This window comes from Streptomyces albiflavescens, from assembly GCF_014645835.1.
In the GTDB taxonomy this organism is placed as follows: domain Bacteria; phylum Actinomycetota; class Actinomycetes; order Streptomycetales; family Streptomycetaceae; genus Streptomyces; species Streptomyces albiflavescens.
Map to the genome: position 1 here is coordinate 221,493 of NZ_BMMM01000005.1, position 12,454 is coordinate 233,946.

10 protein-coding genes are annotated in these 12,454 nt (G+C 68.7%); 7 read left to right on the forward strand and 3 right to left on the reverse strand.

All coding sequences use genetic code 11. The annotated features are described in order from the left end of the window. Positions 1-323: hypothetical protein (locus IEY95_RS16060; protein ID WP_189186709.1), on the reverse strand; the 323-nt coding region annotated here is incomplete at its 3' end. A gap of 1,086 nt (positions 324-1,409) precedes the next feature. Between IEY95_RS16060 and IEY95_RS16065 the strand changes: the two genes are divergently transcribed. Then, positions 1,410-2,342, forward strand: coding sequence for an RICIN domain-containing protein (locus tag IEY95_RS16065; RefSeq protein ID WP_229703002.1), 933 nt, complete (start codon positions 1,410-1,412; stop codon positions 2,340-2,342). Positions 2,343-2,550: 208 nt separating this feature from the next. After that, positions 2,551-3,006 (forward strand): hypothetical protein, encoded by a 456-nt coding sequence (locus tag IEY95_RS16070; protein ID WP_189186710.1) that lies wholly within the window; start codon positions 2,551-2,553, stop codon positions 3,004-3,006. 550 nt (positions 3,007-3,556) lie between these two features. On the opposite strand, the gene IEY95_RS16075 is transcribed toward IEY95_RS16070, so the two are convergent. Both IEY95_RS16075 and IEY95_RS16080 read right to left on the reverse strand, forming a co-directional pair. Next, entirely contained in the window at positions 3,557-4,078 is a 522-nt protein-coding gene (locus tag IEY95_RS16075) for a hypothetical protein (protein ID WP_189186711.1), read from the reverse strand. A 345-nt stretch (positions 4,079-4,423) separates the two neighbouring features. Further along, complete coding sequence (locus IEY95_RS16080) at positions 4,424-5,389, reverse strand: DUF6454 family protein (protein ID WP_189186712.1); 966 nt, start codon at positions 5,387-5,389, stop codon at positions 4,424-4,426. 284 nt (positions 5,390-5,673) lie between these two features. Here IEY95_RS16080 and IEY95_RS16085 point away from each other — a divergent pair, with 284 nt between their 5' ends. The 5 genes from IEY95_RS16085 to IEY95_RS16105 all read left to right on the forward strand — a co-directional run bounded on the left by IEY95_RS16085 (position 5,674) and on the right by IEY95_RS16105 (position 12,403). Then, positions 5,674-6,642, forward strand: coding sequence for a hypothetical protein (locus tag IEY95_RS16085; RefSeq protein ID WP_189186713.1), 969 nt, complete (start codon positions 5,674-5,676; stop codon positions 6,640-6,642). 247 nt (positions 6,643-6,889) lie between these two features. Continuing rightward, complete coding sequence (locus tag IEY95_RS16090) at positions 6,890-7,330, forward strand: Lrp/AsnC family transcriptional regulator (RefSeq protein WP_189186714.1); 441 nt, start codon at positions 6,890-6,892, stop codon at positions 7,328-7,330. A gap of 51 nt (positions 7,331-7,381) precedes the next feature. Continuing rightward, positions 7,382-10,357: an aminotransferase gene (locus IEY95_RS16095; protein WP_189186715.1), complete on the forward strand. Its 2,976-nt coding sequence runs from the start codon at positions 7,382-7,384 to the stop codon at positions 10,355-10,357. Positions 10,358-10,591: 234 nt separating this feature from the next. Next, complete coding sequence (locus IEY95_RS16100; protein WP_189186716.1) at positions 10,592-10,744, forward strand: hypothetical protein; 153 nt, start codon at positions 10,592-10,594, stop codon at positions 10,742-10,744. A 324-nt stretch (positions 10,745-11,068) separates the two neighbouring features. Further along, entirely contained in the window at positions 11,069-12,403 is a 1,335-nt protein-coding gene (locus IEY95_RS16105) for a flavin monoamine oxidase family protein (protein ID WP_189186717.1), read from the forward strand. Positions 12,404-12,454 lie beyond the last annotated feature (51 nt).

Sequence of the window (12,454 nt, forward strand, 5' to 3'; positions counted from 1 at the left end):
TTCCCGTTCCCGTTCCCGTTGCCGTTGCCGTTGCCGTTCCCGTTGCCGTTGCCGTTGCCGTTCCCGTTGCCGTTCCCGTTCCCGTTGCCGTTCCCGTTCCCGTTCCCGTTGCCGTTCCCGTTGCCGTTCCCGTTCCCGTTCCCGTTCCCGTTCCCGTTCCCGTTGCCATTGCCCTGGTGGGCGTGGTGGGCTATGACCATGTGCGGCTGCGCCGTCGGGGCAGCGGCGAAGGCGCCGGTGGCGGGCAGCATCACACCGCCCGCGGCCAGAGCGGTCGAGGCGGCAAGCATCAGGAAACGACGGCGCTTATTGCTGGAATTCATGGAGTTTCTCCTCCGGTGAGAAATGATGAAAGGGGCTGTCGAACGACCCCGACCGACGCGCGGGCCGTTCTCCGGCGGGACACATATCCCGCACAACACATCGCCAGCGCTTTACCCGACAATGCGGTGGGCCACCTGATCTGCGTGAACCCATGCCTCCATTAGCACCCGGCAAGAAAAACCCGTCACGCCCCTACATCTCGGGACTTGACAAAAGGAGAGAATGCCGATAACCGGCACGAACACCCGGCACCACGACAACACATCACCGCCGGACAGCACACCGGCACAAACGAAGAAGCACCCACGCCCCACGCCACCGCCCCCACCCCGGGCACCCGCAGCACCCACCCGTCCCGGCCCGCCCATCACCTGCCAGACCCACCCGGTCACCGACCCGCACCACACCCCCCACCCGGGATCTCCAGCGCCCCTACACACGACAGCATCGAAGCGGAAGCCGCACACACCCGGCATTGGGCCCATCCGCCCCCGCCGCCCGGGACGCCGCCTGCAGACAACCGGCCACACCAGCAACCGGCCCGCACCACCGTCACCGCCCACACGGCATCCACCCACCAGACCACCCCCGCCACAGCGCCGGGCCCGCACGGCGCCCCGGCCGGGGCGCCGGCCGGCACCAGCGGGTGGCCGCCCCCACACGTCCCGGCCGGACGGATACCACCGCCCATTCGCCTGGAGCGGCACCGTCTCCACAACCGCGACGGCGTCCGCGACACCTACCAGTCCATGGCCGACGTCCTGGCCCAGCTGACCTGAACGGCCCCGGACGCGGTCCTGTCTGTAGGGTCCGCGACTTCGTTGGCAATGAAGGCAGTTCGTTAGCAGTGGATTAGCAAATCCGCGATCCCGTTGACAATGACTACGTTCAGTAGCGATCCCCTTCGAAGCTCTTTCGATAGCGAGTCCGAGATCCACGGCGGCGAGCGCGAACAGGCCCTCGTGGCGTTGGGCGTGGACGTGGAGCTGTACCTGGAGGCAGGGGGAATCCTGCGGATCTCGCCGAGGTCGGATGGCGGGAACCTCCGTTGACCTCCCTGTCATGGCCACCACAGGATGGAAGTCATGGGAAACACGGGGGAGTTGTCGCCGTACGAGGCCCAGGACGCTGCTGGCTTTGTCGCGTCGATGCAGAGGCTCAAGGTGCGCTCGGGGCTGACCTACCGCGAGCTGGAGGAACGGGCCGCGCTGAGCGGTGACGTGCTGGCGCGCAGCACGCTTGCCGACGTCCTACAGCGGTCCAGCCTGCCGCGGCCCGAAGTGGTTGCCGCGTTCGTCCGCGCCTGCGGGCAGGGGCACCGGGTCGGTGACTGGCTGGATGCCCGGACACGGATCGCCTCCCGCATCGCCGCTGGGACAGTCACGTCATCCGGGTCCGAGGACGGGGCCGAGAGCCCACCGGACGCCGCGGAAGCCGTGGGTGTGCGGTCACGTCCGACGGCGTTCCGTACGACCGGCTTCGTGGCCGCGGTCATGGTCCCGCTGTTCGCCCTGATCGCCTGGGGGCTGCTCCTCGACAACCCCGACACCCCGGGGAAACGGGTTGTCCCTGCCACCGGGTGGGTCACGATCCGTCCCTCCCGTACACCCGACCTCTGCCTGACCGACGGACGCGACCGCGCCGGCGCCTATGCGAACGCGGTCGCGGTCCAACTTCCCTGCGTCCAGGCCACCGTGCCCCGCACCTACCTCGAACCGGCTGGCGAAGACCTGTACCGCATCCAGTGGCACCACCCCCAGGAGGGAAAGGGCTGCCTGACGGTCATGAGCACCGGCCCGGTCAAAGGCATGCTGGAACCCCGGAACGACTGCGTCCACGCCACTCTGTTCCACCTGGTCACCGCCGGCACCCGAAACGCGGGCGAGTACCTGATCCGCCCGGGCAACAGCAGCCGGTGCATTGGAATCGTCGACGAGGACACCGCAGAAGGGGCGGAAGCCGTCGAGGAACGGTGCACGGGCGGTGCCGGTCAACGGTTCCTCGTGCGGGAGGGCTGAGAACCGGGCAATGGAGTACAGGTTGTCCCGGACGAGCCTCTGACCAGGCCGGACAGTCGTCCGTTGTCCGGGACAGCCGACAGCTCTTGTCTCACCCTCAATCCTCTCAGCAGCATCGGTACTGCCCGATCGGGCACAACCATTCACCACCGGGGCGGGGTTGTAGGGCGGCTGCGGTTGCTCGTCCCGCCACCGAGAAGAGGTAGACATGACCAATCAGCGAACCCTTATACGCATCGCCGGAGCCGCTGTGGCCGCTTTCGGCGCCGTGGTGGGGCTTACTGGGCAGGCACAGGCTGTGAGTTACGAGCTGTCCTGGTTTCGTACGGCAAATTCGAGCCAGGGGGCACTGGCGGAGGGCGCCCTCCTGTACCCGAGCTCGGGGTGCGGCTACACGAAGATCAAGGACCCCGACAATCCCTACATGAACTCGGTCAGCGACACCGACGCGGACGGGAACGGCGCGATCGCCTACATCGGCTACATCCCGTGCAACAGCACCACGGGACATATCGTCGAGAAGAAGCTGGCCAGTGTCGCAGGCGAAGGCAACAGCGCAGAACTTCCCACGACCACCTACTACAACGTCAGGTGGGCCGCCGTGCGGGTATGCGAGTACAGGGGGACGAATCAGCACATCGACTGCGGCGGCTGGGCAAACTGACGGCCGTCATCAGCGGTCGACCTGCGGCAGTTCCGGCCCGTGCCGCCAGTCCGGCGGCACGGGCCCCTCAGATCGTCTCGCTGTAGCGGCTCCGGCCTTCTCCGTCACCGCAACATCACTCGAAAGGAAAGCAACGCGTCTACGTCATCCCCTCGCCGGTGCCGCGATCGGGGTCCTGCCCATCGCCGGTGCCGCGACCGCGCCTGCGAGCGCCGCCCACGCTGAGCCCCTCCATGCGGCAGCCAGCGACTGGGTCCCCAACCAGTGGAACCAGGGCAGCCCCGGAGCCCGCACCACGGCCAACGCCGTCTCCCACGACGGCCCATACAGCAAGTGCTCCGGCGACAGCATCGGCGCTCGCTGGATCACCCCGAACTGTGTCTACAAGAACTCCTTCGACCGCTCTTTGCCGACTCTTGTCGGCGGTCACGCAATTCCCCAGTCTCGGCCGCTTCAGCGTCACGTAATTCCCCACCCGCGCGGTCACGATTCCCCATGGGGACGGCGGACTCGGACGCAGCCCCAAGGACCCGACCGGTGAGCCAAGCGCCTAGCGTCCGGGCCGGTCCACGTTCCACTCCGGCGGCAGGACGGCGTCGCAGAAGACGCAGACGAAGTCCTGCTCTCGCACGATATTGAGCTGCTGGCAGGCGGGGCAGCGTCGGAACACCACCTCATGCGTGAAGCCGGACGGGCGAACGATCCCGGCCTGGTCCAGGGCCTCGGCGAGGGCCGGCCACGAGCTGACGTCCGGGCAATAGCCGGTCGACTGGTTGCTCACCTCGTTGACCGCCCACCGCCCGGACTCCTCGCGGAAACTGATCTCACCGGCGCACAGGACCGCTTCCCCACCAGCACACACCATGTGCTCACTGCGGCGCGGCGCAAGCCGCAGGGCCCCGGTCTGATCGACAACGAAGGTGAAGGGCTCGGACAACTCCTCTGCTGTCCGAGCTGAAGCCCACTCGCCGAAGTCTGCCGTCGAACGCATCTGACCACCGCCGCCCGGTCGGACGAGACTCCTCAAGTCGGCCGGACCGACATAACGATAGATCCACCCCCGCATGGTCATGCTCGCCAACCTAGACGAGCACCGAGGCGAGGACCTGGGGAATTACGTGACCGCAGGGATCGGGAATTACGTGACCGTCGACAGCTCTGTACGTCACGGCTGCGACACCACGTCGACCGCGTCCAATGGTCATCGCCGGCGGGCCGGACAGCCGGCGCGTGTTCGGCGGTGCTGCGGGTGCTCGCGCCGCGGTGGGTTCCCAGTCAGGATGCCTGCCGCATCAGAAGGGGCCCTGGAGGTAGCTGGATGCCCTTCTGTGGCCCTGCCGTGTGCAGGCCCCCGGGCGGTGCCGACCGGAGGCCTGCGTGCTGTGCGGGAGGGGCAGGGCAGCAGGTCGAGGTCGGCTTACTGTGTCGCCGGCACTGTCGCCTGGTATGTGAGGATCTCCGTCCCGTTGCCCTCGTCGCCGTTGTCCGGTGCTACCCACATGGTCAGCTTGTTTCCGTCGTCCTTGATCTTGAAGGGGTTGCGGGTGGCCACGTGGCCGGCCGTGGACCACTGCTGGAAGGGCACCTCGTGCAACAGCTCGTGAGTGTGCACGTCGAGCAGGCCGATGCCGCCGAGTTCGTACGTGGCGGTGGCACCGCCGGCGGAGGGGGTCTGGGGGAGGTTGGTGATGCCGCCGCAGATCATCTTGTGGGCGGGCAAGCTCTGGCAGTCCTGGTAGTCGATGAAGTGGCCGGGGTTGTCCCAGGAGGCGAGCTGCTTGCCGGCCAGGTTCCACTCGACGAAGCGGCGGGAGCCCCAGGTCTGGCCGACGAGGTGGCCGGTGGCCTGGTCGCGGACGACACCGCCGATGTGGTCGTCGACCGTGAACTGCTTATGGACCTCCAGGGTCTTCGCGTCGATGCGGTACATGATGGCCGCGCTGTTGGGCCGGTACTCGGCGACCGGCACCCACACCGAGGTGCCGTCGAAGTCGATGCCGGAGGGGTGGTACATGTCGCCCTCACCAAGGACGATGTCCTTCTGCAGGTTCCCCTTGCGGTCGATCACGAAGACGTGGCCGATGCCCTTGCCCGGCGAGCGGTCGTAACGCCCCTGCGGGACGGGGTACTTGACTGTCGGCTCGAGGATCTGCACGGAGGACAGGAAGATGAGGTCGCCGGCGAAAGCGATGCCCTCCGTGTGGTACGTCGGGAACTTCAGCTGGAGCTTGCCGACCAGATTCCAGGCGGTGCCACGGGTCACCGCGGTGAAGTCGGAGGCCACGCCGCCGGCAGGCCTGCTCGGAGCGGCGGTGGCGGCGGTCGCCACGCCCCCGGCCACGAGCGCCAGGGATGCGGCCGCGACAGCCATGCGTCGGGTCATTGGGATGTTCGTGATCTTCACGATGAACCTCTTGCTGTGGTTGTGCCCCCGGGACCCGGCGAATCTATGTTCGGGCCGTGAATGCCCTATGACGTGAACTGCAATGGTCGCCGAACCGCGCGTTGCAACGCCTCTCCACGGAGATCGGACTGAGCACACCACTTCGCCTCATCGCAGGGGACCGCCGAATCTCAGGCCACCGACTGAATTCGATACCGCGCGAGCCGCCTTTCAGCAGGTCAGCACATTCCATCGGTGCCTCGAAGTGAGCGAGGCCCGTAAGGGTGCGGCACCTGGAGCGGTACCTGGTGTCGCGCCGGGAGACGTGCAGTGAGAAGACCGCCCGTAAGAATTTGCAGGAACTGCTGCTGCTCGTGAAGGAGTTGCCCGGCCAGGACCGTCTTCACGGCGCCCTGGCGGACTATCTCGGCCAGCACGGTCACGGGGCGGATGCCCGGTCGAGCGGCCGACCCGGCTACTCCGATCGCGAGCTGTCGGCCATCGTCACCGCAGCCCGCTCGGACGTGGTGGCCATCCGCGACCGAGTCGCCGCCGGCGAGCGGCCGCTGGAGCGGTTCCTCACCGATTCCGCAGGCCTGCCCGAGGCCGAACGGGAGCAGGGCGCCCGGCTTGAGGTGATGGCCCGTACCGGCCGGGTCCAGGTCGACTACCGACGGCTGTCAGCGGGCGAGTACCCGGCGGTCTGCTACGCGACGGCCCGGCAGCTGTTCATGGTCGACGAGGATCTCACCCCGCTGATGATCTACGCGGCGGTGCTGTCCGGCCGGAACCTGGAGAAGCTGAAGGAGCTGCCCGCCGAGCACCGTCTCCTGGAGGGCCGGGCGGTGGCGGTGACCCTGACCAAGCGCCGGCGGGGCAAGGCCAACTCGCGTACCAGCGTGCACTGGAGCGTGGACGACGATCCAGGCCGCCAGCTGAGGACGACCGGCGGCTTCTACCCGCTGTTGCACCGGATGATGGCGCGCAGCCGGGCGTTGTCCTCACGGCATCGTTGTGGTCAATCTGGGCGGCAACGGCCACGGGGCCGTCAAAAACGCGTCGACCAGCGGGCACACCGGCCCGTTCGACACCGAACTGGCCCCGCAGCCACCGGCTCGGCCAGTGGGCGGCCCGCCACGGCCTGGTCGGCGACGACGCGGCACTCCTTCATATGCGGCTCACCCAGATCAGGACAACGGTCGAAGCCCGCACGGCCAAGAAGGTCGGCGGTCACCTGCCCTCCGCGCGGCTGACCAACACCGCCAACGTGGGCGGCTCCAATGATCGCCCACGATCTACGCCGGATACGCCAGCCCCGCGTCGGACTCGGCTTGGGATGTCGCCACGGCCGTGAACGTCAGGACTCTGGAGCGCTCACGAGCAAGCGCACGCGCGATTCGCTCGATTCCATCGTCTTCGCACTTGAATCAAGCGCGTTGATCCGGCATTGTGCTTGAAACAAGCGCAACGCCTGCCGTTCACGCAGGAGAGAGGTGCTGCATGGACGACATCGACCGGGCCATCCTGCGGGAGCTGCAGGTCGACGGCCGGATCCCTTACGCCGATCTAGGGCCGAAGGTGGGGTTGTCACCCTCGGCCGCGAGGCTCCGGCTGCAGCGGCTGATCGACACCAAGGCGGTCCAGGTCGTCGGAGTGACCGACCCGATGACCATGGGTCAGCAGACGATGGCACTCCTGGGCTTGCGCATCGACGGCGATCCCCGGGCGGTCGCCGATGAACTGTCCCGGCACGACGAAGTCGTGTACACGGTCCTGACGGCCGGCGGCTTCGACCTGTTCGCGGAGGTCGTGTGCAGTCAGCCTCGGGATCTTCTGGACTTCATCAACGACGTCGTGCGGCCCGTCGAGGGTGTCGCATCCGTGGAGAACTTCCCCTACTTCGCGATTCACACTCACCGCTTCTTGTGGCACGTCGACTGAGGCATCCGAGCGTCCCAGCCCTGCTTGCCCGCACCAGCCGAGGAACCCTGCATGCCGACCGACGACTGCCGCACGATCGACTTCTTCACCGAGGACGCCCTTCCCGCACCCCGCGTGGCGCCGGCCGAGGCTGAGCGCATCGCTGCCGAACACCTCGACATCACAGCTCGCGCGCAGGCGCTGGGCAGCCAGCAGGACGCCAACTTCCTGCTGCACGCCGACGATGGGACGCCCGCGGCGATTCTGAAGATCGCCAACCCCGCCTTCGGCACTGTGGAGATCGACGCCCAGGACGCGGCAGCCGACCTGATCGCCTCGGCCCGCCCGGAACTGCGTATCGCCACCGTCCTGCGCCGCCCTGACGGCTCCCCTCGGCGCACGACGGTGGACACCGAGAACGGGCCGGCCGTCGCGCGCGTGCTGCGCTACCTGCCCGGCGGCACGCTCTCGGGACCACGGCACCTGTCCCCCGGCACCGTGGCGGCCATGGGCACGGTCGCCGCGAAGGTCAGCACCGCCCTGCGCGACTTCCGGCACCCGGGCCTCGACCGCGTTCTCCAGTGGGACCTGCAGCACGCCGACCGCGTCGTCGCCAAGCTCGCCGGGCACATCGACGGGCCCGACCGGCGCGCCGCCGTCCAGGCCGCGACCGCCGAGGCCTGGACCCGTGTCCAGAAGCTCGCCTCCGCGCTGCCGTCGCAGGCCGTGCACCTGGACCTCACCGACGACAATCTGATCCGCTGTCCCGACACCCGCCCGCCCATGCCGAACGGGGTCATCGATTTCGGTGACGCGTCCACGAGCTGGGCAGTCGGCGAACTCGCCGTGTCACTGTCCTCGATGCTCCACCACGACGGCATCGACCCTCACCACGTACTGCCGGCCGTCCGCGCCTTCCACGCCGTTCGGCCGCTCTCCCCCGAGGAGGCGGAGGCGTTGTGGCCGCTCGTGGTCCTGCGCGCCGCCGTCCTGGTGGCCAGCGGGCGGCAGCAGGCCGCTGTGGATGAGGACAACGCCTACGCCAAGGCCGCGCTCGACCGCGAATGGCGCATATTCGAACAGGCCACCTGGCTGCCCCTGCCGGTGATGATCCGCCTCGTCAGGGACGCGACCGGCATGGCCGACGCGCCTGCCCGAACCGCGCAGGCCGATGCGCCGGTGCGCCCTCTCCTGCGGGACCTCGTCGCCGGGGACATCACCCTCCTCGACCTGTCCACCGACGCCGAGTCCATGGACCACGGAGCCTGGATGGACGCCAGCACCGAGGCCCGGCTCGCGGCCTCCGCGCTCGCGGACGGAGCGGCCGCGGTCGCTACCCGGTACGCCCATGCACGGCTCACTCGGACACCGGCGCTGTCGGCGGTTTCCACCCCCACGGTGCCCACCGGAATCGACCTCTGGCTCGGCCGGGATGCCGTGGTGCAGGCGCCCGCCGCGGGGAGGGTCCTCGCCGCGGCGCCGGGCCGTGTGGAACTCACCTACGGCGCGCAGGCGCTGTCGCTGTCCTTCCCCCGCGCGGTCCAGCCCGTCGTCAGCACCGGTGCGACGGTGCAGGCGGGCGAGGACATCGCCCACCTCAGCTCCGGCGCCTCTGTCCACGTTGCGCTGCGCGCCGCCGACGGCCCCGCTGCCCCGCGCCTGGTCCGTCCCGAGTACGCCGCCGGCTGGCTCGCGCTCACCGCCGACCCCGCCCCGCTCCTCGGCCTCCCGGTCGACTGCGACCGTACGCGCGAGAGGGACCTGCTCGACCGGCGTGACGCCGCGTTCGCCACCGTGCAGGAGCACTACTACGCCAACCCTCCCCGTATCGAGCGTGGTTGGCGCCACCATCTCCTGTCCACCGACGGCCGCTCGTACCTCGACATCGTCAACAACGTCACCCCGTTGGGCCACGCCCACCCCCGCGTCGAGCAGGCGGTCTCCCGGCAACTGCGACGGCTCAACACCAACTCGCGCTTCCACTACGCCTCCGTGGTGGAATTCACCGAACGCCTCGCCGCCCTCCTCCCCGACCCTCTGGACACGGTGTTCCTCGTCAACTCCGGTTCCGAGGCGGTGGACCTGGGCCTCCGGCTGGCCATCGGAGCCTCCGGCCGGCACGACGTCGTCGCGCTGCGCGAGGCGTACCACGGCTGGACGTACGCCTCCGACGCAGTCTCCACCTCGCTCCAGGACAACCCCAACGCCCTTGCCACCCGCCCGAGCTGGGTCCACACAGTGGATTCGCCCAACTCCTACCGCGGCCGGCACCGCGGGTCGGATGCCGTGCGCTACGGGCCTGAGGCCGTCGCGGTGATCGACGAGCTGGCCGCTGCCGGCCGCCCGGCGGGAGCGTTCATCGGCGAGACCTTTTACGGCAACGCCGGAGGAGTCGCCCTTCCCGACGGCTATCTCGCCGAGGTGTACGCAGCGGTGCGCCGTCACGGAGGCCTGACCGTCGCCGACGAGGTCCAGGTCGGCTACGGCCGCCTGGGGCACTGGTTCTGGGGCTTCGAGCAGCAGCAGGTCGTCCCGGACATCGTCTGTGTGGCCAAGGCCATGGGCAACGGGCATCCCCTCGGTGCCGTCATCACGTCCAAGGAGGTCGCGGACCGGTACCGCGAGCAGGGCTACTTCTTCTCCTCCACCGGCGGCAGCCCGGTCTCCAGCGTCGTGGGCCTCACCGTCCTGGACACCCTGCGCGACGAGGACCTCCAGGGCAACGCGGTGCGCGTCGGCGGCCATCTGAAGCGCCGGCTCGAAGCACTCGCCGACCGCTGCAGCATCATCGGCGCCGTCCACGGCTCCGGCCTCTACCTCGGCCTCGAACTCATACGGGACCGCAACACCCTGGAACCCGCCACCGAAGAGACCGCCGAACTCTGCGACCGCATGCTCGACCTCGGCGTCATCGTCCAGCCCACCGGGGACCACCTCAACATCCTCAAGATCAAGCCACCGCTGTGCATCGACACCACCGCCGCCGACTTCTTCGCCGACATGCTCGACCTGGCCCTCATCCAGCTCGGCCACGGCCACACCTGGTGACACCGGGCTCGGCGTCGGCGCTTCGCGATTCGGCGCCGAGGTGATGCTCGATCTACTGGCGGGCGAACACACCGAGCGCACCGCCCTCGACCTCGTACGCCGCAGAGATCCACGCGGGGCACGACGACACCTGGGTGACCAGTACCCACATCGCCGAGCTCAAGTCACCCTCCGTCACATCGACCGAGCGCGGCAACGGCGTCAGGTCCTCATGTACTGCACATCGGCGACCTGGTGGTCGAGCTCACGGGCGAGACGACCGTGCACACCCTCACTCCGGGCCTCGCGGCCCTGCCCGCGACCGCCCTCTCCGACCAGGGCATCATCGCGACCGCCGCCGCGGACGACCCCGCCTCACGTGGTCAGCGGCGTTTCGCACCTCGGTAAGGGCGGGTGGTTTCACGGCCACACGTGCTTCTGTCGCGGTCGCCTCCGAGCGGCACCTGGGCTTCCGGGCCTCGACCGGCTCCTGCTCCGGTCGGCGGATCGCACGGGCGGCGCAGGCGCGTCGCGCCGACCGGTGAGGGGCCGTCAGCGGTCGGTACAGCTGCGCAGTGGTGCCCTCGGCCCTGTCCGGGTGCGGGAGGTGCGGGAGTGGGTCCACGCGACGGCCGCACCGCAGGTGCTCGCGCCTGAATGAACAGCTTCGGCTGTCGACGGCACGCCTGCCTCCGACAGCCGACATGCAGATCCGACCGGAGAAGAGAGAAGATGATGGACACTATCGTCGTCGGCGCGGGAATCGCCGGCATCACCGCAGCGCGAATGCTTCACGCCGCAGGACAACGCGTGGTCGTGCTTGAGGCGCGAGACCGCGTCGGTGGGCGGATCTGGACGGACCGCACGGCAGGGTTCTCCGTCGACCATGGCGCCTCATGGATCCATGGCCTCACCGGCAACCCACTCACCGGACTTGTCACCGCGCTCGAGATGGAGACACGCGAGTTCACGGTGGGGAGCTTCCAGGCCGGCGGGCGGCCGATCGCCGACTACGACGAATCGCGGCGCCTGCTGGACGACGACGCGACACAGCAGTGGACCATCGACGTCGACACGGCAGATGACCTTTTCCAGCTGACCGTCGTGGCGTCCGGTCACGACGAGAGTTACGCCACCGCGGCCGAGCGCGCCCTTGCCGCGACCGGATGGGAACCCGAACGCGCCGAACGGGTCCGCGCGTTCTATCGGCATCGCACGGAGGAGCAATGCGGCGCAGAGATCGAACAGGTCGCCGCGCACGCCCTCGACGAGGACGCCATCGAAGGTGACGAAGTGATCTTCCCGGCTGGCTACGATGCGCTTCCCCGGACTCTCGCCGAAGGCCTCGACGTGCGTTTGGGAATGACCGTGACCGCCATCACGAGGTCGGCCACAGGGATGCGAGTCGACACGGAGGACGAGTCCTTCGACGCCGCCCACGTGATCGTCACGGTGCCGTTGGGCGTGCTCAAAGCAGGGGCGATCGAGTTCACGCCCGCTCTGCCCGACGCCGTTGCGGGACCGATCGCTCGACTCGGAATGGGCGTGTTCAACAAGGTCTTCCTTCAGTTTCCAGACCGGTTCTGGCAGGACGATGTCTACGCGATCCGGCAGCACGGCCGGGCCGGCGTCCCCTGGCACTCCTGGTACGACGTCTCCGTGGTGAGCGGCAAGCCGATGCTGCTGACCTTCGCCGGCGGTGATTGGGGGCGGGAGATCGAGCAGAAGACCGACGAAGAGGTGGTCTCGTCGGTGCTCGGCGCCCTCCGCAAGATCTACGGCGACTCCGTCCCCGAGCCCGTGGCGCACTGGATCACACGCTGGGGCATCGACCCTCTCGCCCTCGGCTCGTACTCCTACGTCGCCGTCGGCTCCTCGCACGACGATCACGATGCGATGGCAGGACCTGTCGACGGCGTTCTCCACTTTGCGGGTGAAGCAACCTGGGGGCGCGAACCAGCTACTGTCCACGGCGCGCTCCACTCAGGGCACCGCGCGGCCGAGCGGATCCTCGGTTCACCGATCGCCCCGGCCGAGCTCACACGGGGCGTGAACCCTTCGAGGTGACGTAGCCGGGCCCAGCGGTGCAGCGGAGCTTCGTCATCCGATACTCAGCAC